Source organism: Pontibacter diazotrophicus, assembly GCF_003367245.1.
Taxonomy (GTDB): Bacteria; Bacteroidota; Bacteroidia; order Cytophagales; family Hymenobacteraceae; genus Pontibacter; species Pontibacter diazotrophicus.
Genome location: NZ_QRGR01000030.1, coordinates 1 through 25,533, shown reverse-complemented (window position 1 = coordinate 25,533; position 25,533 = coordinate 1). Strand labels below are relative to the sequence as shown.

Sequence of the window (25,533 nt, the reverse complement as noted above, 5' to 3'; positions counted from 1 at the left end):
TGCTGTAGGTAAAGGAGTGATTACTAGATGATGTCGGAAAGCTTTATCATAGCGAGGTAAGGTTCCAGAGCTATCCTGTCCCGGAGGCCGCGCACAAGTACGAACTCGTGTCTTCTTGGCTCATACCACATTTCAGCGAAGAACTGGTTGATGTAGTACAAACTGATGATGTACTGCGACCTATGCCGGATTGCCAGAAAGGTGCCATGCTTCATCACAATGCCTGCCCGCTGCTCCAGTGGTCTCCTGTTAAACTGGTATAGATCCATAGTAGATATACGAAACTTGTTCCTGTAGATAACGCTTCTGCAGTGCAGAAAATTGGCAGTTCGGCTTTTAACTGCTCCTTTATCATTACAGTTTTCTGAAATAGAAAAACACCATATTAGATTTGAGCTTTAGCTATGGTAGCTGAAATTCCATATTCTGCCGTACACAGCCTGTTATGATCAGCTAATACTTCTGAAGCGGGAAAAATTGATTTAAGTGTACAACTCGTATAGACAGCGAACAGAGTATGTCTTTTCATATTTCGGTGAAATTGTTTTCCCAATTATCTAAACCTTTCTATATAGATGACAGTATATGGATGCAGGATATCTGTTAATTTAGATAATAAGGTTGATTGAAGGCCCGTAGAGTGAACGCTACGGGCCTTATTCATTTTATGCCACCATTCTATAATAGGCTTCATCAATCAGTAGAACCCTGTGCCGCGTTGGCTCCTGCCAGATAGCGGCTGTTCTTCCTTTCAAAACAATACAACCGGAATTTATCTAATCGTTAAGAAGCAGCAGGTGTCGTGCTGGGGCAGGCTCTGAAGGATATATCCAGACCTGCCGCCTTTATAGTTATTCAGAAAAATATAAATGATGCAAGAGGCTAACGACTTTAGTGTTGGTAACAGTACCTCAACAATCACGAGGGTTGTAAATGAATATTGGGAAGCATTTCTGTTCCTGCTGCCGAATATTCTTTTGCTATTGTTATTTTCTTTGTTGCGTTGTGGATTGCCGGTAAAGAGAAAGCTTGGCTGGACGGCAGATTAGCAAGCAAAGCCCATGATCAGATAACAGGAAAGTATATTGCACTGGTATCTAAGTGGGCCGTTATTATTATTGGGCTGTTGCTTGTGCTTCAGACCTTGGGCCTGAGCGGCGTTGCTTCCGGATTGCTGGCAAGTGCCGGCTTGTCAGCGGTTGTAATAGGTTTTGCCTTCAAAGACATTGCAGAAAACTTTCTGGCCGGTCTGATTCTGGCCTTCAACCGGCCCTTTGAGATAAATGACACAATTGAAGTAGACGAGACCATTGGCAAAGTGAAAGCCCTGCACCTGCGTACCACGCACATCCGTACCTTCGACAGCAAAGACGTATTCATATCCAAACGGCACCATTCTCACTTCTAAAGTGACCAACCTGACGCAAAATGGCCTCATCCGCATGGATTTTATAGTGGGCATAGACTATAATGACAACATCAAGGATGCCATTGATTTAATCGAAAGTACAGCATTGCAGGTGGAGGGCGTTTTACAGGAAGAACCTCCGTATGCCACCGTGGATGAACTGGGTACCAGCACCGTCAACATAAAAGTTTTTTTCTGGGCTGAGACAAATGAAAGGTGTGGTACTCCTGAAAGGAAGTATTATGCAGGCCGTAACAAAAGCGCTGCTGGATAATGGCTTCGGTCTGCCTGCCGACATTCAGGAACTCAAACTTTACGATTACCAAAAGGATATCCCGGTTCAGATTGTTAGGGGAGCAGAAAAGGCAGGGGAGCCTCAGCGAATTTAATTTTATAGGAAGGCATAACAACAGGTGCATTGATATATATTTTCAGCTATATTGTGCCACCATCAAGCATCTGTTTATGAAATTAAGTTTATTAAGAGGGTTAATTATGCTGTGTGCCGTTGTGCTCATGGCCTCCTGCTCCAGTTCCAAGAAGCAGCCCTCCCGAATAGGGAAAGTCATCATCCTGAAAGAGGGCAAAGCAGCCGGAAAAGACAATGGCTTGCACAAGGGCTGGTACAAAAATCCGAATAACCCGCATTACCCACGAACCACTAACCCCGGGCATACAAAGTCAAAGCCAGGCAAAGGCAAAGCTGCGAAAGGTGGCAAGGTAGCCAAAGGCAAAAAAAAGTAAATTGCTTTTAAATCCTCGAAGAGCCACAGAAGCTGTAACGCAGCTTCTGTGGCTCTTTTTATTTGTTTATAGTCTTTAGTTGGCTTTTTCCTGTAAAATTTAATACTTTTATCTTTACTTTGCGTTAAGCTTCTCTGAAAATCAAAACAATTAAAGAGTAAAGTATATATGAACATTTCTAAGCAGTTCCTGATGGTGTTGGTGGTGGCGTTGTTAACCTTTTCCTGTTCACCCCTCAGAGGAAAAAAAGCAATCGTGGTAAATGATGATGGCCGAAGCATGCGCTATAACAATGGCCGCGCAGAAGGCAACACTAAAAAGTGGAATAGCACCAGAAGCCTGGGCAAACAACAGAAGAAAAGAGACAAAGCCTTTAGAAAGAGGAGAAGAAATTAAGCCAGAAGCGCTACAGCTAGGGAAGCAGGCGCCGATAGAGTACCTGAAATTGCACCTTTCGGCTGCCGCCGCCGTATAAGCGCTTATGGCACAAGAAAACCTGCGCTACACCCGCACGCCGCAAACAGAGCGACTGAAGTGGGTGGAATATGTAGCGCGTCTGATGGATAACCAGTTTACGCTTCCGGGCACCAAGTTCCGCTTCGGCTTAGACCCAATTCTGGGTTTATTGCCCGTAGCTGGTGACCTGGCCTCTTTTGCTATGTCTGCTACTATTATTTTGACCATAGCACGCCACGGAGCCAGCGGCAAGCTGGTCGTGCTCATGCTCATCAACCTGGCCATAGATACCGTTGTCGGCAGTGTGCCCATCCTGGGAAATCTTTTTGACTTTGCTTTTAAAGCCAACGAAAGGAATGTACGGCTCCTGCGCCGCCACTACGAAGAAGGGAAATACCAGGGCAGCGGCAAAGGTATATTCATCATGGCTGTTGTGAGTATACTAGTTGTGCTGATGCTACTGCTGTGGGCAATGTGGGAGTTGATAGAATGGCTGTACCAGCTCATTTTCTAAACCACACGCCTTAAGCGGGCACACGCCCCAATGTCCTGGCCAAGGCAATTGCCTTCAGAGCGCTTTCTTCCTTGTCTTTTATCTCCAGCATGATGTCCATGTCCAGATCTTCGGTCTCGGCCAGGAAGTCGTGGAAAAGCTCCTCCTGTATGCTTTGCACGTGTTTACCTTTTCGCTCGTTCGGCGCCTGTGAAGAGTAATCCATCATCAGAATGCCGTCACGCTCCGGTTGCCAGGTGCTGGCAGCCATTTGCACCGCTTCGCGCATCGGTTCACCGTTGTTCACGCACTCGTGGTGGAAATTATCAAAGATGATGGGCATGCCTGTTTCCGCGTGCAGTTGCAGGCAGTCCTGTAGCGAATAGGTACGGTCGTCGTTTTCCACGCAGAGGCGGGCCTTTACAGCATCAGGGAGCAGGGAGTGATATACCTCTGCAAATCGCTGTATAGCGGAAGGTTTGTCGCCATAGGCGCCGCCGCCGTGTATCTGTAGCTTTGCGGTGGTGTCGAGCCCCATCAGGTCCAGGATAGTTGCCTGGTACAGCAGTTCTGCCACGCTGTTCTTCACCGTCTGCTCGTTCGGCGAATTGAGAACCACAAACTGATCGGGGTGCATGGAGATGCGCATTTTGTTATTTTTGATATAATTGCCCAGCTTCCGGAAGGTCATCTTAAAATGCTCCTGCCAGTTATACTTGTTCACCTCATGCGAGGCGAAGGGTACAAGGTCAGAGGAAAGCCGGAAAAAGAACAGGCCGTGCTGTACGTTAAACTCCAGGATGCGGTGCAGGCAGGCGAGGTTTTGCTCTACTGTCTCTATCAGGCGCTCTTCGGAGTAAGAGGCAAGGCGAAAGGTGCGGGAGGAGCTACAGTCGAGGGTGTTGTTCATACAAGGGTATCCGATCTTCATGTAAGTAGTAATTAGCTATACATATAACCTACGGAGCATGCCCTTGTTTAGCTGCTCTTAGCGGCAAACGGTGTTTTCTTAAAGAATGCGGTGTGGTCTCGTTTTTTCTGCGATGCAGCACACATGCTATAGCAACAAAGCCTGCTATCGAAGCAGGCTTTTGGTTAGTTTTTATTCGTATCCTCTGTTGTCTTTAAAAAAGCGGTTGTAATCCTCTTCTTCCTTCTGCCTGCGCTCTAACTCTTCCCTTTGTTTCAGTTCTTCCAGTTTGCGGCGCTCTTTGCCTTCTTTAGAGAACATGTCGTACATCAGGCCGATGGGGCTGGCGATGGTGGGACCAGGTGCTGGCGGTGGGGGAGGCGGCTCTAAACCAGGTATGTAACCTGGCTTCTTTGTCTGGCTTGCCTGCTCACGCTTCATGTTACGCAGTGCCCGGTCAATCATTTCCTGCGAAGGACGGCTGGTAACCTCTACCTCGCCGAGCATGATACTATCTTCCTGCAGCACAATGTTTACGCGCAGCTCAGAAACGGGCAATTTGCTGGGCAGGTACAAGAGCGGCTTAAATCCGACAGCGCGTATAAGTAAAGTGTCACTCTGTGATATATCTATTTTAAACTGCCCCTGCTCATCTGATAGTACACCCAGGTTGGTGCTCACCTTCACAATGGTTGCCCCTGGTACAGGGGTATTACGATCTGGCTCCACCACAGTGCCGCTCAGCCTGATGCTCTTTTGGGCGTGCGCAGGTAAGCAGCACAAGAGCAGCAATGCAAAAACGGAAAGGAAAAAGTATCGGAGCATGTAATAGTGTGAAGCCGTAGCAGCGGTTGGATATATGGTTTAATACGAATGAGAAACCCAAATAGTATGCCAACCTCATTAAATTAAAAAAATGGCATATAAGCAATCGTACAAAAGTAAAGTAAAATAGCTAAACAACAAAAGCCTGTAGTTACGTGAGCTACAGGCTTTTGTTAGGTTTAACGGGGTTACGCTTTACTGGTTGCCCCCAGTAGTTCCCTGGCCTGTCTGATTGCCTGAACCGGAAGTGCTCCCACCAGTATTACCTGAACCGGAAGTGCTGCCACCAGTATTACCACCGGAAGTATTACCTTCTGTCGTATTTCCATTAGTAGTGCCGCCGCCACCGCCAGTGTTACTACCACTGGTGCTACCTGTAGTGGTGTTCATGTTGGCAGAATTACTTCCGGCAGAATTCCCACCGGAAGTTGTGTTACCGGAGGTGACGTTATCCTGTGAAGTGATGGTGCCGTCGGCGTTAGTGGGGGTACCACCGGGCGTGTCATCATAGCCTCTGATGTGGTTTGGGTTTACTTCTTCATCCTGGTTGGCATCACGCACCTCTGTCGTAGTACCCCTGTCTTCGGTGCAGGAGGTGGCAGTGAACATGATGGTACTGAAGGCGAATATGGAATATAGTATCTTCTTCATAGCTTCTTTTGTCAGTTTAAATTATCAGTATATCCTTTTAAAGATACCCTCTGTTTTACGAACCGGGCCTGAACTGGTTAAGAACTTAGCTGCCCTTATGCCTTTAGGCTAGCCTAAGGGTGTGTTAGGCGAAGCAGAATAATGGCTGATGATACAGAGAAGGTAGGTTCAGCTTCCGGATCATTTTTAGTACGGTAGCCTCTAAAACAGCAGCGCCAGCCTTATGGGCTGGCGCTGCTGTTTTATGTTTTTGTCTGTTTAAGCTTTCTTCAGCTCAAAAACGGTTATCTCCGGTAAAAAGCCGACACGGCCCGGATAGCCCAGGAAGCCGAGGCCCGTATTTACGTACAGGTGCTGGCGGCCTTTTTTATAGAGCCCAGACCACTGCTCGTATACATACTGCACCGGGCTCCACTTCCAACCCGGAATGTTTACGCCAAACTGCATGCCGTGCGTGTGTCCGGCGAGCGTCAGGTCAATGTCGTCATACTTTTTATTGATCTCCCCGTCCCAGTGCGAAGGGTCGTGGGAGAGAAGTACTTTGAACGGAGAGTCCTCGGTTCCTTTGTATGCCTGCTCCAGGCGGCCATATTTCGGGAAGCCTGCGCGGTTACCCCAGTTCTCCACGCCTAACACGGCTATCTTTTCCCCGTCTTTCTCAATGATGCGGTTCTCGTTCATGAGAATCTGCCATCCCATTTTGCCGTGGCTCTCGATCAGGTTCTGCAGGTTCTCCCGCTTCGCTTCGGCGCTTGGCCAGGCCACATAGTCGCCGTAGTCGTGGTTGCCTAGTACGGAGAACACGCCCGTCTTTGCCTTTATCTCTTTCAGGGTACCTATATGTTGCTGTACCTCCACCGCCATGTTGTTTACGAGGTCACCGGTAAAGAACACCAGGTCGGCCTCCTGCTGGTTAATCAGCTTCACGGCCTCTTTCAAGGGTTCCGTAGAGTTAAAGCTACCTGTATGCAGGTCCGAAATCTGTAACATCTTATAGCCGTCAAAAGCCTGTGGCAGGTTCGGTAAACGGAGTGTCACACGCTTCACCTGGTAGTCGTAAGCCCCTTTCACCATGCCATAGATGAAGGCGGAGAAAGGAACAGCCGCCACCAGAAGCCCCATCTGGTTCAGGAACTTGTTGCGCGAGGGGTCGAAGTCTGTAGTGCCGTTGGCATTGTTCAGCACAATTTTGCCGATACGGACGGCATCGTCTACAAACAGGAACAGCACCACCACCAGCTTAGAGGCAAAAATGATGAAGAGCGTGCTCGCTAGGTAGGTTTTAAAAGCATCGGGAGGCGTACCACGTGTGGCAGAGGCCAGGGCAAAAGTGCCTGCCGTTATGGCAAAAACAGCCCAATGCAAGAAGTATATCACCTTTTGTGTCGTGGGTGCCAGGTTCTGTGTCACAGTCTTTATCGCCTGAAACACATACAGGTCTATCACGAAAAGGAGGAATACTACAATTCCGATTGAAATCATACGTCTCATATAATTGAAAAACCGCTTGTATTGTGGCTGAAAGCCATTACGGTTTTATATCAAATAATTAGGATTAAAATTATATCTGCCTGTGCTGAACTTATTTTGGTAAAAAGCTCTTGTCACTGACATCTCCTGACTATCAAAATCTATACCGCAAGTGGAAGAAACCGAAAGCATTTTTATAGCACCTTATCAGCAGCCGCTCAACATCAAAACATGGGCGGAGGAAGACCGCCCCCGCGAGAAACTTTTAATGAAAGGCAAGGCCGCACTAAGCGATGCGGAACTCATTGCCATACTAATCGGTTCGGGCACGCCGAAGTTAACGGCGGTAGATGTGGCAAAGCTCATTCTATCGGCTATAGGCAACGACCTGAACGAACTGGCCAAGCTGACAGTGAAAGACCTGACAAAGCATAAAGGAATAGGGGAGGCCAAGGCCATTTCCATTGTCAGCGCGTTGGAGTTGGGCCGTCGCCGCAAAGAAACCGCTGCTACAGCGAAAACCCGTATCACTTGTTCCACAGACATCTATAACTACATGAAGTCGCAGCTGCTGGACCTGCCCCACGAGGAGTTCTGGATTATACTGCTCAACAGGGCTAATGTGGTGATGAAGAAGGAGAGCATCAGTTCCGGCGGTGTGGCCGGTACGGTGGCAGACCCGAAAATGATTTTCAAGAAAGCATTAGAGCAGTTGGCCAGTTCCATTATCCTGGTGCACAACCACCCGAGCGGCAACATCAAACCCAGCACCGCCGATATCTCTCTGACCAAGAAAATGAAAGAAGCCGGCCAGTTCCTCGACCTCCCCGTGCTCGACCACATCATTTTCACCGACAACGACTACTATAGCTTCGCAGACGAGGGAGCTTTATAAGTTAGAAAGTTAAAAAGTTAGAGGGTTAGAAAGTTAAAAGTTGAGCATCTGGAATTATGAGTGAGGTGAGGTTGAGCAATTATGATTTTGCAGTACAGTTTAAGGCGCGAACGAAGACATTTGCACTACGTGTAATCAAATTGTTTCAGACGCTGCCGAATAGGCCCGATGCGCAAACTCTGGGAAAGCAGTTGCTTCGTTCGGCTACATCTGTTGCGGCAAACTATCGTGCGGCCTGCCGCGCAAGGTCTAATGCTGAGTTTATATCAAAGATTGGCCTCGTGTTAGAAGCAGCAGATGAATCCCTTTTCTGGCTGGAGATGCTGGAAGAATCAGACATTGTAAAAGCTGAACTCTTAGTCAATTTAAAACAAGAAGCAGCAGCGCTTACAGCTATTCTCACCACCATCAGAAAGTCATCACAAACAAACAAATGACTTTTTAACTTTCTAACCCTCTAACTTTCTAACTTAGAGATCTTCCTCCAATATCTCCTTCACTCTTCCTACTTCGCCGGTTTCCAGCCTTACTTTAATACCGTGCGGATGTGTGGGGGAATTGGTGAGAATTTTGTCTACGTAGCCTTCTGTTAGTTCTCCGGTGCGCTGATCCTCCTTTAGCACGATGTTGACACGGAGGCCAGGTTTAATGTTTGAGCGTTTTGTTCCGTCCATTTTTAAGGTATAGTATAGCAATGATTGGTAAATTATCGGTTCAGTATACTCTGCAGCGCCTATATCCGGCTGTTGCCCCTGTGACAAAGGGTTTCTGAAGAAATCGTGTGCTGCAGTTGAGACAGGCAAGGTGTCCTGCAGGTTTACGCCTTTGTCTATAAGAGGAGAATGCGCCTCCAGCCGGTAGGCCGTCAGCTTTGCCAGGTCAAGAGGATAGCCGAGTGTTTTGCCGGTGCCCGGGTCCTTTAAGCCCGGATTAGCTGTTATAACCACCATCTCCTCCTCGTTTGGTATTAGTTTGTAGTTTTCTTTAAATGCTACCAGACTTGAGAAGACGGTATCGCCCCACTGAATCAAAGGCTCACTGTTTTGGCTGTAGAAGAAGTTGTTGCTAAACGCCAGTTGGTTGGTGGTGTCAGTGGCTTCTATGAGAGCGGCCCCGTTGGCAGTATAAAAGATGTTGTTGTAAAATGAGGTGTTGCGATGGTTGGCACTCATAATGCGGAGGCCACCGCCGGTAGGCACAAATCGACTGTCGGCATAGATGGTGTTGTTATGTACAAGTAAGTTCTGATTCCCCCCGTTGTTGTTTTTGTCCGCAACCCATAAAGTAATTCCCTTATAGTTGTTCTTTCTGCCGTCGTTCTCTGATATGTTGTAGCGCACCACGTTGTTCACCATGGGGCGTGCCCACTCAAACTGCGCGACCAGGTAACCGGGGCCGTCGTTGTCGTGGGAGTAATTGTACTGCATCACAGAATTTGTAACACCGCCATCCAGGTCAAAGCCACCGCCGTCGCAGCCGCGGCCTGCGCTCATGTTATAAGCTTCGTTAAACTGGATAGTCACCGCATTGGCATCCCAGGCCCATATACCGACAGGCCCGCCGCAATGCAGGTTATTCATACCGCAGGTGTGCACTACACAGTGCTCTATGGTGGCGGTGTCAACATCGGAGAGTACAATGCCGCTGCCGCTATGGTTATCCGGAAGGGGCAAGCCAAATACCCGGTATACGTGGCAGTTGCCCACATAAATGTTCTGATGGGAATAGCCCTGTTTTTGCTGATTAAAGAGGCCCCAGCTGTTGATGCCTTCAGAGCCGATATCATGTACAACGGCACGCGTAATCCTTACATCGCTGAAGCCGCTGTTGCCATTGTTGCTTCCAATGGAAATGCCTGCTTTCCGGAAGCCCTGCACTTCCGCATCATCAATGTAAACATGCTGTAGCTTAACGTCTCCCGGGAGGTCGTTGAAGAAGAGGATGCCGTTTTCTTTGTTCTGGGCATAGCCGCTGCCTGTAAAGGCAATGTGGCGCACCTCGATGCCGCCAATGTTGTACACATAAAGGCCGTAGCTGGTATCTGCCGCTATAACGGCCTTGCCTGTGCCCCAGGAACTGATAATAACAGGAGTGTTGGATGTGCCGGATGTGTCTACATTCCCCTGATGGAAGTAAAGGTTGCCGGGAAAGGTAGCGCCGCCTTCAAACAGGATAGAGTCGCCAGCACTGAAACGGATGCTGTCCAGCCTGCTGATGCTTTGCCAGGGGGTTTGCAGGCTAAGGCCATTGTTATCATCGCTGCCACTGCTGCTTATGTAATAATTTGTAGCGTATCCGGATAGCGGCAGGGCAAGCAGCAACAGGTATAGGATACACTTCAGGTACATAGCAGGAACGCTGATTACTGAACGGTTACAATGTTGAGGTACTCCTCATCAAATGTCCAGCGGGAAGGGGCGGTAACATCAAACGGTTTTACTTCTACTTTCTTTATCTGGCGCAGGTCGGCCAGCAGCAATTCCGGTTCAGAGACGTGTTTGCCATCTATGGCAACAGTCAGCGTTTGCCCCTTCTTACTCACATTAAACTGCTCAAAAATTTCCGGCAGTCTTGCCAGAGGCACCGTTTCTTTCAGTTCCACGACAACCACGCCTTCTTTGCCTTTGTCGCCAAACTTTTCCACTGCCTTTTCTCCCTTATAGACATTTAGATGCTGAATATTAGTGGGATCAAGGATCAAGGCATCAGAAGTAGTTTCCTGTGAACCTATGACTACCAGAGGTCGTGCTACATCATTAGCTATAGATACGTTTTGCGTTGCTGGCGGGAAAAACTGTTGTTCTATTCCCTGTGCCTGTGTGGTAAGGCAGCAGGCCAGTAGCAGACAGGAGATGAGGGCGTGCAATACTTTCATAAAATACTATCTTTTCTTTAGCGACTTCTTTTCTTTGAGTGCTGCCCGTTTCTGCTCCAGTTCATTTTCATACTTCATGTACAGGAAGATAGCGATGACGCCTGTTATAAGCCCTGACAAAATTAAGTGCAGCCCGAAGTAACTTTCAGAAGAGTTCAGGAAACATGCCAATACGCCGCATACTACCAAAAGAGCAGCAATCTTGTAAAGTAGCTTTTCGATTATTCTGTCTTTCATCAAACCAAAATTCGTTAAACAACAGCACTATCCTTTGTGCTCTTCGCTATTGCCGGAGCACAAAGGATAGTGGTAAATTTAATCAATCTATGGAAAAGGTTATACTGATGCCAGTGTGGCAGGTTGCCCTAATTCTATTTTTGTGCCCAGCACGTCCAGAAAAGCACGAATAAATTTCGGGTGGCCAGGCCAGGCAGGAGAGGTGACAAGGTTGCCATCCACTACTGCTTCAGTTGCCTCCACCGAAACAAATGTGCCGCCTGCTATCTCTACTTCAGGGCCAACAGCAGGATAAGCCGTCAGCCGACGACCTGCTACCACACGGGCAGCTGTCAGTATCTGGATGGCGTGGCAAACAGCGGCTAATGGTTTATTGTTGTCGGCAAAGTGTTTCACAAGGTTGAGTACGTCCTGGTTCAGGCGCAGGTATTCCGGGGCACGGCCACCGGCAATTACCAGCCCCTCATAATCGGCAGGGTTTACGTCGGCGAAAGAGTAGGTAAGCTGGAAGTTGTGGCCCGGCTTTTCGGTGTAGGTCTGGTCGCCCTCAAAATCGTGAATAGCCGTTTTAATGAAGTCGCCTTTTTTCTTGCCCGGGCACACGGCATGCACTTCGTAGCCTACCATCAGGAGCATCTGAAAGGGCACCATTGTTTCATAATCCTCGGCAAAATCACCTGTCAGGAACAGGATTTTCTTTGTGTTTTCCATAGTGTTCATGTTTATAAGTAAGCAAGAGGCAACACCTTTCACAGCGCGTTTGGGTGCATTGCTTGTAGAAAGGTAGGTATAATGTTTTAGAAAGTACAGTGTATGCAGTTGAAATTCAATTAGATGAAGCTGCAGCTGTAGCTACACAGGCTTACTGCTTCAGCTAATTACTCCTGTAGCGCCTCCATGTCTGACACTTGCAGGCTGCGCAGCATCGATGTTTTTTTGTGCTGATGCTCCTGCATGCGTACCATGATGTCGTGCAACATTTCGATGGCCTGTACCACATACGGACCTTTGTTCAGCATCACGCAGTCGGCACGCTGGGCCATGGCGGCATCCGTTATCTCTGCCCTGGAGGGGCGGCCTTTCTTGGCTAGCGTTTCCAACACCTGCGTTGCCCACACCACCGGCATATGTGCCGCTTCGCAAAGCCACAGAATCTCTTCCTGCACCTCAGCCAGCCGCAGGAAACCACATTCCACTGCCAGGTCGCCGCGTGCTATCATGATGCCTGCCGGGTAGCGCTTCATGCAGGCAAGCAGCAGGTGGGGCAGGTTACGGAATCCCTCCTTCGTCTCTATTTTCAGCATCACGCTCACATTATCTGCCTTCAACTCATTTAGTTCGTGGTGCAGCGCCTCTACATCTTCCACATAGTTCACGAAAGAGAAGTTGACGATATCGGCGTGCCTGGCTACAAACTTCAGGTCATGCTTGTCTTTCTCCGTCATGCCCTTGAGCCGGATTTTACTTTCGGGCAGGTTAATGCCTTTGTCGTCACGCAGCTTACTGCCGGTGGGGCTGGCATAGGTGATTTTCACCATAATGGAGTCTTTGTTGACTTCCATGATTTTACCCTCTATTTTGCCGTCGTCGAAAAGAATAGGTTGTCCTTCTTTTACCTGTTTAAAAACCTCAGGAAGAGTGCAGGAGATTTGAGCAGGCTTCACCACATGGCCCTGGTCGTCGTATAGCGCCGGCTCACCGGGTATCAGTTCCCGTGTAAGTACCAGCAGGTTATCTTTTTTGAGGATGATGGGCGCAAAAGTGGGAGGCAGTTCGCCTACCTCGGTTGTTCGCTCCGCCACGGCTTTGTTTTTGATGCGCAGCTTCATGCCTGTGGTGATGTAGGAGCTTTTGAAAAGGTGCGCTATAACGCCATTCGCTTCCTTCTTCAGAACAGAGAAAGAGCGTTTACGGCCACGCGTATCGGTAAAGAGGATGGCATCGTTCTCCCGTAGTTGCGCTACCCACTCGGCTTTTACAGGCAACCAGGCATCCATGTTGACAGGTGGAGGCGCATCCGGTGGTGCCAGCCAGACATTAGCTGCTTCCGTGGTTTGACCCAGATTATTCTGGGCAGGTCGAATAGTAATCAGTTTCGGACCCTCTTTCAACGGGCCCGTGCGTAGTTTCGGTCCCATCAGGTCCATCAGAATTTTGCACTTGACGCCTGTTTCTTCTTCGGCCTGATGAATAAGCTGCACCATCTGCAGCCACACCTTTTCGTTGTCGTGGGCGCAGTTAATGCGGGCGCAGTTCATGCCGGCTTTTAGCAGGCGAAGCAGCAAATCGTAATCTTCGGCCGCCTCGCTGGGGAGCGTCACCATAATGCGGGTATTTCGCTTTTCGGGTTTTGGACCCAACAATGCCTCAGTGTGTGTCTCCAGCAATTCGCTGTACTCAAAAAAAGAAACCGCGAGTTCCTTTTCTGCAGGTGTGCAGGCAGAGAGGAGGCAGAGCTGGTTCCGCACCGCCTGCAGGCTAGCCAGTACATGCCCCTCCGCGCGCCCCAACGACGACAAGCCCAGCTGCGACAGGTTCTCCTGCAGGTTTCGCATATCATGCTTGCGCAACGACAGGTAGTGCAGCAGGTTCTGGGCACTCTTCCGAAACTCCGGGTGCACCAACTCAACCGCCGGTGCGAACTTCTGTTCCAACGCCACTGCCCCCTCGTGCAGAGTGTCTATTTGCTCTATCAGTTCTTCCAGTTGCTTTACGTCTTGCTGCATACGCTTATCAAGTTTTATACAGGCTTACAAAGTGAGGATTTGATACTTAGGTTGTGCTTGTAGTATCAAGTTAACTCAAAATATTTATTTTTATAATACGATTAGTAAAATTTAATTGCTGCACCAGAACAGAATGCTGTCTCATCCATTGCTTTGCTATTCCACATAGATGCTGTAATCTTATCTTGTTAGATCCGGGATAGATCTGTCTGGCTGATTCATCAGCCGGTGCCACCTTGTATAAAGTAAAACAAGGCAAATCCTAAGTAGAACAGACCTGAAAGGGTCATCACAACGGTGGCGAAAATGCCGGGCGAAAGTTGTTTGGGTAGCTTCTTGTAGTTCAGGTACATGGTCAGGAAAACGACGATAGGAGTGTGGGCTGCAGCAACTGCCCCGCCAATAGACAGGATGTCAACCGGGTCCTGCACAATGAAAAGCAGCAGAATAGGAATGACCGCGCAAAAAAGAACCGCATATATGTTTTTTAGCTTCCGGCGCTGTGTAATAGAGCTATAGAAAAGATGCTGCCTCCTGGGAAGATCTTCTTTTGTATGTATCTCGTTTCTGTTTTTGAACTCTACCTTGTCGTTTTTCTCGAACCATGGTGCCAGCAGCACGATGGTGGCATCGGCAAACATGCGCCCCCAGCCATCCTGGTTCGCCAGTACTGTTCCGCCCAGGGCAATGACAATAGCCGTTATCAGCATCCAGTAGCCTGCTTCTCCCCATACCTCAGACAACAGCCTGGTCAGGTCCTTCGCCACCTGAATGCCCTCCGGCACAATGCCTTCCGGGGCGAGGAGCTCGGCACCAAGTATGGTAAAGGCAACGATGATCAACCCTCCTCCCAATACACCGATAGCAGCGGTTGTACTCATAATCTTTACCCACTGCCTCAGCTTATTACTTCGCTCTTCGTTTTCATCCGCATCCGCATCTATATGATCTACATCTGAAGGATTTGCCTGGGGACCGCCATATTGCCGGGCCACCACCCAATAAGAGAACCACATAATGCCAGCGGCACCAGCCAGTATAAAGCCGACCCATGGAAGTACAAAATCGATATCGAAGTCAGAAGGTATGTTCGGTACGGCGCCCTTTAGGAGAGCCTGCCCCGAAGAGATGACACGGGTAGCGGTGACGACCACAATCACCACCAGAATTGCGGCAAGTGCGTTAGTAGCACGCTCTACCCATACATACCGCCCTGATACCACCAGGATGATGGAAAGCACAATCAGGCCGATGGCATAGGTAAGCTGGTTTCCGGGAAAGGCGATCATGAGCGCGCTGCCAGCCAGCGCAGCAATTCCGGCAATGGTTACCACGGCGGCAACTATCTGGGGAACAAAGATCAGCCAGAGCGCCCAGCCACTTTTGCCGGATATGTCTCTGTACCCATCCAGTATGGTTTTGCCGGTTACAACAGTATAGCGGCCAACTTCTTTTATCATGACCCACATCAGCACGAATACTATCAGTGCTATCCATAGGAGAGAGTATTCATACCTGGAGCCAACCCGTGGCGTGAAAAGAACGGAGCCAGACCCTACGGAGGAGAGCATCCAGATGAGCCCAGGCCCGTACCACTTAAATCGCTCCTTACCGCTGGGTGGGGACGGTGTTGAGGCGCGTACTTCTTTTACTTTTTTATCTTCGGTATTGTCTGAAGCCATAGTTAATGCAATTTTACTTTAACTATTTATTACCCAGACAGGCAAGTGAGGTTTCTTATATTGGGTGCAATTTTTTGTAAAACGACAAGAGCATTTAGTTACAGGGCTCTTAAATGTTTCATTATGTTAAGCTTCCCTTTGCTGAAAAGACCAGCGCCTGTAAAAAATGGTTTTTACAGGCGCTGCTACCTTGTTTGGTTCCTTATGGACTATTTCTTCACATAGAATGGTATGTTGGCGGTAGCCACATTGTTGTTGCCGTCATACACATATACAAACAGGCGATAGGCTCCTTCCTGCTTTGGTGTTTTTAACTTAGCCTTTCCTGCAGTAGTTCCAGACACACTACCCTCAACTGCGGAGGGCCTGCTTTCACGATCGCCGCCTTCTTTCAGATCAGTACTTTCGTGCAACAGCTCATAGCGATACGTCAGCTTATCATTATCCGGGTCGGTGACAGCAGCTGTTACTTTGTAATTTTTGTTTGGCTTCAGGTAAACACTGTCGGTAGCTTTTTTGTCATCTAACTCAAACGTACTGAGGTGCGGCGCGCGGTTCTCAGGCCAGTTGCCCGTCCAGAGGTACTGCATCACATCAATTACCTCAGACTCTTTACCGTCTTCTGTAAACAGGCCATACCAGGTAGGTGTTCTTTCCTGCTTCTGCCCCCACAGAAATACATAAGAGCCTAGGTTACGCTCCTTGTCCTGCAGCATGGAGGCCTCGTAGCGGCTTTTGTAGACAGCTGCTTTCTGGCTGCTGGTTTCCTCCACCGATGCGCCCCAGGGCGTCTGCGGGCCTTCCCAGTGCCCTGTTGGTCCCCATTCTGTAATCATGTAAGGGCCTTCCCAACCGAACTCACGCACCCGTTTCGGTACATCCGGTAAACCACCGTAGGCGTTCACAGCCAGTATGTCCAGTTCAGGCACTTTCTCCTTTATATAATCCACCTCCATCTTGTTGATGCCTGCCAGCATGGTGCTGGTCGGGTGATTTGGGTCTACCTCGTGAATCATTTTCGCAATGTCGTTCACAGCATCCCACACCAGTGGATTCGTGTAGTGCAGGTTCAGTTCGTTACCAATGCCCCATATCAGCAGAGCGGGGTGGTCTTTGTATTTGATTACCTCTTTCCGCAGTTCCGCCAGTTGCTGGGCAACGGCCTGGGGGTCGCTGTAGTCGAAGGCGTGGCGCTCGCGACCAACTTCGAGGCCCATTGTAACGGTTAGACCATGCTTGTGTGCCTCGTCCAGTATCTCCTGTGCATTGTCGGTGCTCCAGGTGCGGATGGAATTGCCGCCATAAGCCGCCAGTTGCTTCAGATACTGGCTACCGCCTGCACCCTTTATGTAATAAGGGGCACCACCTCTGTAAAGCTGGTATTCCCCGTTTTCTTTGCGTACTTCTACTTTTATCGCTTCCTGCATTGGCTTGCCAGGTTGTTCTGTTTCAGGTAATTTACCAGCGTATGCCTGCGCAAAGGGGAACATGAGCAGGAGAGCAAGCGCTGCTAAGATTAAGTTTTTCATGTTGATAGGATGTCTTTTTGATAAAGGGGACACAAGTATCAAGCCACAACGCTTTCTTACATTTCGTCCTCGTAAAACTCAATCAGGGCACCGAAGTAGCTGTTGTTCCAGCCTTCTACCATGTCCTCAAAATCCTCGTCCGGAATGTTGGTGTGCCTGAGCTCTGCCGAAGTGCCGCTTTTGTGTGGGTGCAGTTTAATAGTGACGATTGAGTTTTCCTCCTGCTCCCCGAAGTACCACTGCTGCACGATTTTATTCCCCTCTTCAAACTCCAGATTCTTGCCCACAATGCTGCCGTCCCACAGCGAAAACTCAGATCCGGGCTCCGCCGACATGTCTGCTTTGTCACCCGTCCAGGCCTGTATGGTAAGCGGGTGCGTCAGGGCCAGGTATACTTCTTCCGGAGATGCGGGTATGATGTAATATTTCTTGAAGTCTTTCATGGTTTGTAAAAGGAGCTTAGTTGAGGCAAAAGTACGGATTTGGTAATAGTGCTGATAACTGATAAATACCTATGGCAGTTAAACTGTTTTTATTTTGATGTTTTACTACGCTTCATGTCCTATTATGCCGTCATTTGACATTTCCAGATAATTACATGTTTCAAATAGGGTCTTAACTATCAATTCATTATCTCTTATTAAAGAGAAAAGCCTTCTATTCCTGATGTTACCTGTTGTAATCAGAAATAGTCTTTTTGGCTGGCCTAGAATCATAGTGATAAAAATCAGAGTCTTTTGTAACTACGATAAAGTCCTCTTTATCTGCATAAGCGCAAATAACATTGTCAGGAGTCTCGTCTCCAGTTGGTAAGGAATCTACATAAATAGAATGAAACCCTACCGATTCGAGAATCTCACATAGCTTTGATGGCAGTTGGGCGTCTACCAGAAACTTCATGCAGTCTTGGTATAAGATTTTGTCCTGGTTAGTTTAGCAGCATACGCCAGGCAAGCATAAATATCCTCTTTTTCTAATGCAGGATAATCTGCAAGTATTTCAGCCTCTGTCATGCCTGAAGTCAACAGGTCGAGAATCAAGTCAACTGTGTACCTTTTATTCCTGATAGTCGGTTTCCCATGACAAATCTCAGGATTAAGTGTTATTCTATTCAACAAGTTTTCCATGCTTCAATTTACGGAATTATTTTGTTTCGGTCTTTTCTATGCGTCTTCACACAGCGCCAAAGCAGAACTGCTCCCTGGTAGAAAGTGATTGCCTTCATTATTTTCCCCAACAACCTCTCCAAAAATTTCCGACCTTTGCATAAAATAGCTATTGAACCTTATGCAACGACCACTCAGGCTGATCATATTTGCGGGCATCGCATTGGTGCTCTTCTACTTTGTGCAGGAAACCTTCTTTAACGAAGACAACTACATAAAGCCGCTGCAGCAGGAGCGTACAGACAAAGACCTGACTTTCCGGAGTCGCGCTAACAGCCCTTTCAAAGATGAAGACCGCCGCAATTTTAAGAACCTGGTGTATTTCGAGCCGGACCCTGATTACCGTGTGAAGGCGGAGGTAGAGCAACTGCCACAGCAGGATACCCTGCTCATGCCCATGACCGACGGCAGCAACGAAGCCTACGTACGCTATGCCACTGCCTCATTTGAGTTGGAGGACCAGCCGCAGCGCCTGACGCTGTATAAAAAAGCGAGCACGGCGTCTGACGAGGAAGAGCAACTGTTTGTGCCCTTCACCGATAGAACCAACGGCTACGATACCTATGGCGGCGGCCGCTATCTGGACATCCCTTTCGAGGAAGATGCGAAGACGGTGGTGCTGGATTTTAACCGCGCCTACAGCCCTTTCTGCGCCTATAACCCTGATTATGTATGCCCGGTGCCGCCAAAGGATAATCGCCTCGACATAGCCATTCCGGCAGGGGAGAAGACGTATGAGGGAGCACATTGAAAGAGGACACAGGACGTTAGACACAAGATTTAAGGCATAAAGTTGCTTATTTATGAAATAAACAACTTTACAGAATGAACCATAAATTAGCTTACAAATACATGCAGGCATTCAAGTGACGCATTCATGTAAAAGTCTTATGTCTTGTATCCTGATACTTGTGTCTCCTAAAATTTAAATTCTTAATTTTGAAAAGCATTGGCTTCTGCTGCAGAGGCTAAGTAATAAAAGAAACAAAAAATAACATGCTGATTTCATTCGACTGGCTGAAACAACTGATTCATATAGATAAAGATGCGGAAGAAGTAGGTGCTTTGCTGACAGGCGCAGGCCTGGAGGTAGAGGGCATCGAAACGTTTGACATGGTACAGGGAGGCTTGGAAGGCATTGTGCTGGGCGAGGTGCTGACCTGCGAACCTCACCCGGATGCGGACCGCCTGCGCATCACAACCGTGGACATCGGCAACGGCACGCCAAGCCAGATTGTGTGCGGTGCGCCCAACGTGGCGGCTGGGCAGCGCGTGGTGGTGGCAACTATCAACAGCACCTTATACCCAACAGGCGGAGAAGCCTTTAAAATTAAGAAATCCAAAATACGCGGCGCCGTTTCGGAGGGGATGATTTGCGCCGAGGATGAGATTGGAATTGGCCAATCGCATGCCGGTATCATGGTGCTGGACACGGATTTGCCAAACGGTACACCAGCCGCCGAGTTCTTCGGCCTGGGCTCTGATAAAGTATTTGAAATTGGCCTGACGCCGAACCGCGCCGATGCTGCTTCGCACTACGGCGTAGCCCGCGACCTGCAGGCGCTGACAGATGCTAAAGCGGTTCTGCCCTCAGTAAAAGACTTCAAGGTAAGCAGTACTTCCCGCCCAGTTGCGGTGGAGGTGGAGAACGCAGAGGCTTGTCCACGCTATGCCGGTGTAACAGTGTCTGGTATAACCGTGGGGCCGTCGCCGGAGTGGATGCAGAAGCGCTTGCGTGCTATCGGCTTATCGCCGATAAACAACGTGGTGGATGTGACCAATTATGTACTGCACGAGTTGGGACAGCCGCTGCATGCCTTTGATGCAGATAAAATAAAAGGCGATAAAATCGTTGTGAAAACCGTGGACGAAGGCACCACCTTCAAAACGCTGGATGGCGTGGAGCGCAAACTGCAGGCAACGGACCTGATGATTTGCGACACAGAAGGCCCGATGGCGATTGGTGGCGTGTTTGGAGGCGAGGAGTCCGGGGTGTCAGACGAAACCACCAGCATCTTCATCGAGAGCGCCTACTTCTCCCCGGACTGGGTGCGCCGCACCGGCATGACCCACAGCCTGAAAACAGATGCATCGTTCCGTTTCGAGCGTGGCACCGACCCGAACATGGTGCTGCATGCCCTGAAGCGCGCTGCCTTGTTGATGCAGGAAGTAGCAGGTGGCGAGGTGTCTTCTGAAATTGTGGATGTATACCCTACACCGATTGAAAACAAAATCATCACACTCAGCATAGAACGTGCGCATACCCTGATTGGGCAGCACGTTGGGGCAGAGCGTATTAAAAAAATCCTGACCGATTTAGGAGTGGAGGTAACCGGCGAAACAGGAGAATACATTCAGTTTTCAGTGCCCCCGTTCAAGGTAGATGTAACCCGTGAGGCCGATGTGGTGGAAGAAATCCTGCGCATCTACGGCTTCAACAACATTGAAATGTCTGAGGATCTGGCGACGACTTACCTGGCCAAGTTCCCGAAGCCGTATGCTGAGAACGTAACGGAAGCCATCTCAAATTATATTGCGGATAACGACTTCCATGAGATTATCACTAACTCCATTACCAACTCCAATTACTATCAACCTGCCGGCGAAGCAGAGGTAGCGGGTCTGGTGCGGGTCGTGAACTATAACTCCGAAGACCTGGATGTGCTGCGCAAGAGCATGGTGTTTTCAGGGCTGGAGGTGCTGCGCCGCAACATCAACCGCCGACAGCGCGACCTGAAGCTGTTTGAGTTGGGCAAGGTATACGAGCAGCTGGAGGACGGCAGCACCAGGGAGAGCCGCAAACTGGCCCTGTATATGGCTGGCAACGTAACCGCTGAGAGCTGGCAGCAGCAGAGTAACAAATCTTCCTTTCATGACCTGGCAGGAGTAGTGCAGAACGTGCTACGCAAGCTGAATGCCGGTGATTTTGAGGTGCAGCCACTGCAGCCAAACAGCTATATGCGGCAGGGCATCGCCTACCTGAAAAATGGTATTGTGATTGCCGAGCTTGGCCCACTGGATGCCGGCGTGAGCCGCTTCATGGAAGTGAAGGAGCAGGTGTGGTATGCGGAGCTGAACTGGGATTACCTCCTGAAGAAGTACAAAGACAACCTGGTGGCCGAAGAGCTGCCTAAATTCCCGGAAGTGCGCCGCGACCTGTCGCTCGTACTCGATAAAAATGTTACCTTCGACCAGATCAGGCACATCGCCTTCCGGACAGAGCGCAAGCTGCTGCAGGATGTGAATGTGTTCGACGTGTACGAAGGCGACAAGATAGCGCCCGGCAAGAAAGCCTATGCTATCAGCTTCACGTTGCTGGACAAACAGCAAACCCTGACCGATAAGGTGATTGACTCAACGATGAATCGCCTGATGCAACAATTTGAGAAACAGTTGGGAGCTTTAATTCGCAAATAGTGTTATGCCAAAGGAAAAGCAGATACAACAACTTCAGCATATTGAGGATAAGTTGCGCAAACTTGTCGCCCGCTACACCGACGTGCAGCAGAAGCTAAACAATGCCCAGGAGGAAATTAAAATCCTGGAAGGTTTAGTCGATGAAAAGGATCAACAAATAAAAAATTTTCAAAATCAGGAGAATATTGTTAAAATTGTAAACACGATAGCAGGAAACCCTGCAAATTCGACAGAGTTAAAGCTCAAGCTGAACGAATATATCAGAGAAATTGATAAGTGTATCGCTTATCTACAGGACTGAGCACCAGCATATAATGGGCCGGTAGGGCCCAACGCTATGAAAGCACCTGAGAAAGCACAACCCTTAAAACGCAACGGATGGGAGAATTAGCTATAAAGATTCGCATCGCGGAACGCGAGTATCCGATGCGGGTAAAGGAGGAGGAAGAAGAAAGAATTAGAGTTGTTGGCAAGATTCTGAATGAGCGCCTGCGCTTTTTCAAGGATCAGTTCGGCTTGCAGGACAAGCAGGATCTGCTGGCCCTGGTTGCCTTTGAAACGATGGTGGACAAGGTGAAACTGGAGGAGGACAAAGACACCCACGGTGCAGACATCGGACAAAAACTCAACGTTCTGGAAGAACTCTTATCATCAGTAAATGTGAAGTAGGCAACATGGCCATTCTGGCCAGCCGCTTTTATTTTTCGTTAGGGCTATAAGTCATACCCTGTCCCTTTGCAGGCACTGCTATATGTTTTTATTCACTATAAAAGCTTAATAGTTATGCCCGATATCCTTTATATTTTATTAACTGCCGTTGTCGCGCTCGCAGTGGGCGTGTTCATTGGGCGCGCCATGCTGCAGAAGGTCTATAAGCAGCAGGAGGAAGATGCACGCCAGAAGGCAAAAAGCATCATCCGTGAGGCGGAGTTGAATGCTGAGAGCATCAAGAAAGACCGCATTTTAGAGGCCAAGGAGAAATACCTGAAGCTGAAGTCTGAGTTCGATGAGGAGATGAACAAGAAAAAGAACATCATCATCCAGAACGAGAACAAGGTAAAGCAGCGCGAGCAGCAAGCTCAAAAGCAGTTGGAGCAGACCAAGCGCCTGGAGACAGAGCTTGAAAAAGAGCGGGAGAATGTAGCCGCGCAGCTGGATAAGGAAAGAGCGCAGATGAACGCCCAGCTCGACAAGGAAAAAGAGAACCTGACCACACAACAGGAGCAGCTTAAAAAGCGCAAAGAGGAAGTAGAAAAGAAGCACAACGAGATTGTAGGCCAGCTGGAGAAAATAGCAGGCCTTACTGCTTCTGAAGCACGGGAGCAATTGGTAGAGGCGCTGAAGAGTGAGGCGCAGACACAAGCTTCTTCCCATGTTAAAGACATTGTGGCCCAGGCCAAACTGACGGCTACGAAAGAAGCCAAAAAAATCGTTATCGAAACGATTCAGCGTACTGCGGCAGAGCATGCCATTGAAAACTGCGTGTCGGTGTTCAATATCGAGAGCGATGACATCAAAGGTAAAATCATTGGTCGCGAAGGCCGTAACATCCGCGCTTTAGAGGCTGCCACTGGTGTGGAAATCATCGTGGACGATACGCCTGAGGCGATTATTATATCTGGTTTTGACCCGGTTCGCCGTGAGATTGCCCGTCTGTCGTTGCACCGCCTGGTAGCAGATGGCCGTATTCACCCGGCCCGCATTGAGGAGGTGGTTTCCAAGACACGCAAAAATATTGAAGAAGAAATAGTAGAGATTGGAGAGCGTACTGCCATTGACTTAGGCATCCACGGACTGCACCCTGAACTGATTCGAATGGTTGGACGTATGCGTTTCCGTTCATCTTATGGGCAGAACCTGCTGCAACACTCACGCGAAGTAGCCAACCTTTGCGCCACCATGGCCGCCGAGCTTGGCCTGAACGTGAAACACGCGAAGCGCGCTGGTCTGCTACACGATATTGGTAAGGTAACACCGGATGAGCCGGAACTGCCACACGCTATCATCGGTATGGAGCTGGCCAAGAAATACAAGGAGCATCCGGATGTTTGCAACGCCATTGGAGCCCACCACGATGAAGTAGAGATGACTGCCATGGTGTCTCCGCTGGTACAGGCCTGCGATGCTATCTCCGGTTCAAGACCAGGTGCCCGTCGCGAGATCATGGAGTCTTACATCAAGCGTCTGAAAGAGCTGGAAGAAACAGCTGTTTCGTTCGAAGGTGTAAACCAGTGCTACGCCATACAGGCCGGCCGTGAGCTGCGCGTAATGGTAGATGCAGATAACGTATCAGATGAAAAAGCATCCCAGATATCTTATGATATCTCTCAGAAAATCGAGAAAGAGATGCAGTATCCCGGACAAATCAAGATCACAGTTATCCGCGAGATGCGCGCCATCAGCTACGCCAAGTAGCAGTTGCTATAGAGATTTGATTTAATAAGAAACCGCCTGCTACATTTGTGGCAGGCGGTTTTGTTTTAAAGCGTAATTATAACAAGCGTTAACCTGCTTTAAGCTGGAAGCTTACGGGAGGTGAAGGCTTTTACTACGCAGCTTATCCAGGCTCCCATCCTTGGACAAGGAGGGGCAGGGATGGTTTGACCCGGTATTACAGAAACGGGGGGAAGGATGTCCCCGGCAGTTTGGTTTCGGACAAAGATGTCCGAAACAGCAGCAGGTAGTTTGATCCAGTAAAAGTATTTTTTAAGCTTTACCTACTACACCAATCCCAACAGCTCCGAAGCGGCAGCAAAAGCAGATTTCTGCCCTTCCTTTACCTGCGCCGCAATACCGGGAAGCTGTTCCTTTACCTGCTGATGCTGATAGAAATGCTCCTCCAAACCCTGCCGAATGGCTTCATACATCCACTGCAGGTTCTGACTGTGGCGCTTTTGCTCAAAAAAGCCGTTGCTGTGCGTAAGCTGCAGGTAATCGGTCATGGTTTGCCAGATAGTGTCGAGGCCGGTTTGCTGAAGGGCAGAGCAGGTGCTGACCTGCGGCAGCCAACCAGAGGCTGCTTTTGGGTAGAGGTGCAGGGCGTTCTGGTATTCGGCGCGGGCCATTTTGGCTTTGTCTGCATTGGTGCCGTCGGCTTTGGTGATGGCGATGGCGTCGGCCATTTCCATGATGCCGCGCTTGATGCCCTGCAACTCATCGCCGGCGCCGGCGAGCATTAGCAACAGGAAAAAGTCTACCATGGCATGCACCGCTGTTTCTGATTGGCCTACGCCCACCGTTTCTACAAAAATCGTATCAAAACCGGCTGCTTCGCAGAGAATGATGGATTCGCGTGTACTCCTGGTTACGCCACCCAGTGATTTCCCTGCCGGAGAAGGCCGTATGAATGCCTGCGGATTAGTTGCCAACGTATCCATACGGGTTTTATCCCCTAGTATGCTGCCGCCGGAGCGTTGGCTGGTCGGATCGATGGCCAGCACAGCCAGTTTCTTTTTTTGCTGCTGAATCAGGTATATACCGAAGGCTTCTATAAACGTGCTTTTCCCTACACCCGGTACTCCTGTTATACCTATCCGTACGGAATTACCCGCATGTGGAAGCACCTGGCTGATAACCTCCTGCGCCAGTTCCTGGTCGGAATGCAGCTTGCTTTCCACTAAGGTGATGGCGCGGCTCAGCATCACTCTGTCACCAGCTAAAATGCCTGCTACATATTTTTCTGCACTAAATCGCTTAGCCAAGAGTGTCCGGGTTTTAGGTTAAGGAGTAGAAATCGTCTTCTACAAATTTAAGATTATTGCACTAAGAGCCATAGCACAGGCTACATAAGGTGCTTAACGGTAAAAGCTTCTCTTTTGCTGCTTTCACTTTTCTGCTCCACTGAGCATGTAAGAAGTAGACTCTTAAAGATGAATCAGGTTTTCTATTCTGCCATCCTGTTAAGGATCTTGTAGATTACCTTTGTCAGCTCCCCAGCAAATAGAACTGTTTTGAAGTAGAGTAAAACCTTTAACTTTGAACAGTTATTTATGAAGAGAAAGACATTTACCCCGCAGCAGATCGCCAAAATCCTGAAGGAGTTCGAGGCA

Annotated in this window: 28 protein-coding genes; 12 read left to right on the top strand and 16 right to left on the bottom strand. The window is 49.0% G+C overall.

Features of this window, described 5'->3' with window-relative positions; translation table 11 throughout:
• Window positions 1-23 precede the first annotated feature (23 nt).
• Window positions 24-269 (bottom strand): hypothetical protein, encoded by a 246-nt coding sequence (locus DXT99_RS21750; RefSeq protein ID WP_115567705.1) that lies wholly within the window; start codon window positions 267-269, stop codon window positions 24-26.
• A gap of 671 nt (window positions 270-940) precedes the next feature.
• Here DXT99_RS21750 and DXT99_RS21745 point away from each other — a divergent pair.
• The 5 genes from DXT99_RS21745 to DXT99_RS21725 all read left to right on the top strand — a co-directional run bounded on the left by DXT99_RS21745 (window position 941) and on the right by DXT99_RS21725 (window position 3,122).
• Window positions 941-1,408 carry a mechanosensitive ion channel domain-containing protein gene (locus DXT99_RS21745; RefSeq protein ID WP_181885215.1) on the top strand — a complete coding sequence of 156 codons (468 nt, stop codon included), beginning with the start codon at window positions 941-943 and terminating at the stop codon, window positions 1,406-1,408.
• A gap of 1 nt (window position 1,409) precedes the next feature.
• Window positions 1,410-1,682, top strand: a complete 273-nt coding sequence (locus DXT99_RS21740) for a mechanosensitive ion channel family protein (RefSeq protein ID WP_181885214.1) — start codon at window positions 1,410-1,412, stop codon at window positions 1,680-1,682.
• 191 nt (window positions 1,683-1,873) lie between these two features.
• On the top strand, window positions 1,874-2,152 hold the full coding sequence (locus DXT99_RS26875; RefSeq protein WP_147294273.1) for a hypothetical protein: 279 nt from the start codon (window positions 1,874-1,876) through the stop codon (window positions 2,150-2,152).
• Between the two features lie 168 nt (window positions 2,153-2,320).
• Window positions 2,321-2,548, top strand: a complete 228-nt coding sequence (locus DXT99_RS26870) for a hypothetical protein (RefSeq protein WP_147294272.1) — start codon at window positions 2,321-2,323, stop codon at window positions 2,546-2,548.
• Window positions 2,549-2,633: 85 nt separating this feature from the next.
• On the top strand, window positions 2,634-3,122 hold the full coding sequence (locus DXT99_RS21725; protein WP_115567700.1) for a DUF4112 domain-containing protein: 489 nt from the start codon (window positions 2,634-2,636) through the stop codon (window positions 3,120-3,122).
• 10 nt (window positions 3,123-3,132) lie between these two features.
• On the opposite strand, the gene uvsE is transcribed toward DXT99_RS21725, so the two are convergent.
• The 4 genes from uvsE to DXT99_RS21705 form a co-directional block, all read right to left on the bottom strand.
• Window positions 3,133-4,032: a UV DNA damage repair endonuclease UvsE gene (gene uvsE, locus DXT99_RS21720; RefSeq protein ID WP_115567699.1), complete on the bottom strand. Its 900-nt coding sequence runs from the start codon at window positions 4,030-4,032 to the stop codon at window positions 3,133-3,135.
• 171 nt (window positions 4,033-4,203) lie between these two features.
• Window positions 4,204-4,836 (bottom strand): carboxypeptidase-like regulatory domain-containing protein, encoded by a 633-nt coding sequence (locus DXT99_RS21715; RefSeq protein WP_115567698.1) that lies wholly within the window; start codon window positions 4,834-4,836, stop codon window positions 4,204-4,206.
• Window positions 4,837-5,031: 195 nt separating this feature from the next.
• The gene (locus DXT99_RS21710) at window positions 5,032-5,487 is read right to left on the bottom strand and encodes a hypothetical protein (RefSeq protein WP_115567697.1); all 456 of its coding nucleotides are present in this window, start codon (window positions 5,485-5,487) and stop codon (window positions 5,032-5,034) included.
• Between the two features lie 258 nt (window positions 5,488-5,745).
• Window positions 5,746-6,978 carry a metallophosphoesterase gene (locus tag DXT99_RS21705; RefSeq protein WP_115567696.1) on the bottom strand — a complete coding sequence of 411 codons (1,233 nt, stop codon included), beginning with the start codon at window positions 6,976-6,978 and terminating at the stop codon, window positions 5,746-5,748.
• A gap of 151 nt (window positions 6,979-7,129) precedes the next feature.
• Between DXT99_RS21705 and radC the strand changes: the two genes are divergently transcribed.
• Window positions 7,130-7,852 carry a RadC family protein gene (gene radC, locus DXT99_RS21700; RefSeq protein WP_246000937.1) on the top strand — a complete coding sequence of 241 codons (723 nt, stop codon included), beginning with the start codon at window positions 7,130-7,132 and terminating at the stop codon, window positions 7,850-7,852.
• A 56-nt stretch (window positions 7,853-7,908) separates the two neighbouring features.
• Window positions 7,909-8,289: a four helix bundle protein gene (locus tag DXT99_RS21695; protein WP_115567695.1), complete on the top strand. Its 381-nt coding sequence runs from the start codon at window positions 7,909-7,911 to the stop codon at window positions 8,287-8,289.
• 33 nt (window positions 8,290-8,322) lie between these two features.
• On the opposite strand, the gene DXT99_RS21690 is transcribed toward DXT99_RS21695, so the two are convergent.
• The 10 genes from DXT99_RS21690 to DXT99_RS21645 form a co-directional block, all read right to left on the bottom strand.
• Window positions 8,323-8,526 (bottom strand): YwbE family protein, encoded by a 204-nt coding sequence (locus tag DXT99_RS21690; protein WP_115567740.1) that lies wholly within the window; start codon window positions 8,524-8,526, stop codon window positions 8,323-8,325.
• Window positions 8,527-10,214: 1,688 nt separating this feature from the next.
• Entirely contained in the window at window positions 10,215-10,727 is a 513-nt protein-coding gene (locus tag DXT99_RS21685; RefSeq protein ID WP_115567694.1) for a hypothetical protein, read from the bottom strand.
• 6 nt (window positions 10,728-10,733) lie between these two features.
• The gene (locus DXT99_RS21680; RefSeq protein ID WP_115567693.1) at window positions 10,734-10,964 is read right to left on the bottom strand and encodes a hypothetical protein; all 231 of its coding nucleotides are present in this window, start codon (window positions 10,962-10,964) and stop codon (window positions 10,734-10,736) included.
• Window positions 10,965-11,063: 99 nt separating this feature from the next.
• Entirely contained in the window at window positions 11,064-11,675 is a 612-nt protein-coding gene (locus tag DXT99_RS21675; RefSeq protein ID WP_115567739.1) for a DJ-1/PfpI family protein, read from the bottom strand.
• 167 nt (window positions 11,676-11,842) lie between these two features.
• Entirely contained in the window at window positions 11,843-13,690 is a 1,848-nt protein-coding gene (locus tag DXT99_RS21670) for a pyruvate kinase (RefSeq protein ID WP_115567692.1), read from the bottom strand.
• 221 nt (window positions 13,691-13,911) lie between these two features.
• Window positions 13,912-15,372 carry an Nramp family divalent metal transporter gene (locus DXT99_RS21665; protein WP_115567691.1) on the bottom strand — a complete coding sequence of 487 codons (1,461 nt, stop codon included), beginning with the start codon at window positions 15,370-15,372 and terminating at the stop codon, window positions 13,912-13,914.
• A gap of 209 nt (window positions 15,373-15,581) precedes the next feature.
• Window positions 15,582-16,901: a glycoside hydrolase family 2 TIM barrel-domain containing protein gene (locus tag DXT99_RS21660; RefSeq protein ID WP_246000935.1), complete on the bottom strand. Its 1,320-nt coding sequence runs from the start codon at window positions 16,899-16,901 to the stop codon at window positions 15,582-15,584.
• A gap of 56 nt (window positions 16,902-16,957) precedes the next feature.
• Window positions 16,958-17,344, bottom strand: coding sequence for an SRPBCC domain-containing protein (locus tag DXT99_RS21655; protein WP_115567690.1), 387 nt, complete (start codon window positions 17,342-17,344; stop codon window positions 16,958-16,960).
• A gap of 226 nt (window positions 17,345-17,570) precedes the next feature.
• Window positions 17,571-17,801 (bottom strand): DUF5615 family PIN-like protein, encoded by a 231-nt coding sequence (locus DXT99_RS27995; protein ID WP_115567689.1) that lies wholly within the window; start codon window positions 17,799-17,801, stop codon window positions 17,571-17,573.
• Window positions 17,798-18,028 carry a DUF433 domain-containing protein gene (locus DXT99_RS21645; protein ID WP_115567688.1) on the bottom strand — a complete coding sequence of 77 codons (231 nt, stop codon included), beginning with the start codon at window positions 18,026-18,028 and terminating at the stop codon, window positions 17,798-17,800. The genes DXT99_RS27995 and DXT99_RS21645 overlap by 4 nt, the downstream gene beginning before the upstream one ends.
• Before the next feature lie 160 nt (window positions 18,029-18,188).
• On the opposite strand from DXT99_RS21645, the gene DXT99_RS21640 reads away from it, so the two are divergent.
• The 5 genes from DXT99_RS21640 to rny all read left to right on the top strand — a co-directional run bounded on the left by DXT99_RS21640 (window position 18,189) and on the right by rny (window position 23,899).
• Window positions 18,189-18,818, top strand: a complete 630-nt coding sequence (locus DXT99_RS21640) for a DUF1684 domain-containing protein (protein WP_115567687.1) — start codon at window positions 18,189-18,191, stop codon at window positions 18,816-18,818.
• Window positions 18,819-19,063: 245 nt separating this feature from the next.
• Window positions 19,064-21,484 carry a phenylalanine--tRNA ligase subunit beta gene (pheT, locus tag DXT99_RS21635; protein ID WP_115567686.1) on the top strand — a complete coding sequence of 807 codons (2,421 nt, stop codon included), beginning with the start codon at window positions 19,064-19,066 and terminating at the stop codon, window positions 21,482-21,484.
• Window positions 21,485-21,488: 4 nt separating this feature from the next.
• Window positions 21,489-21,785, top strand: a complete 297-nt coding sequence (locus tag DXT99_RS21630; protein ID WP_115567685.1) for a hypothetical protein — start codon at window positions 21,489-21,491, stop codon at window positions 21,783-21,785.
• Between the two features lie 77 nt (window positions 21,786-21,862).
• Complete coding sequence (locus tag DXT99_RS21625) at window positions 21,863-22,153, top strand: cell division protein ZapA (protein WP_115567684.1); 291 nt, start codon at window positions 21,863-21,865, stop codon at window positions 22,151-22,153.
• Between the two features lie 114 nt (window positions 22,154-22,267).
• Window positions 22,268-23,899, top strand: a complete 1,632-nt coding sequence (gene rny, locus DXT99_RS21620) for a ribonuclease Y (RefSeq protein ID WP_115567683.1) — start codon at window positions 22,268-22,270, stop codon at window positions 23,897-23,899.
• Window positions 23,900-24,204: 305 nt separating this feature from the next.
• Here the strand turns inward: rny and meaB are convergent, their stop codons facing one another.
• Complete coding sequence (meaB, locus tag DXT99_RS21615; protein ID WP_115567682.1) at window positions 24,205-25,185, bottom strand: methylmalonyl Co-A mutase-associated GTPase MeaB; 981 nt, start codon at window positions 25,183-25,185, stop codon at window positions 24,205-24,207.
• Window positions 25,186-25,533: the final 348 nt, after the last annotated feature.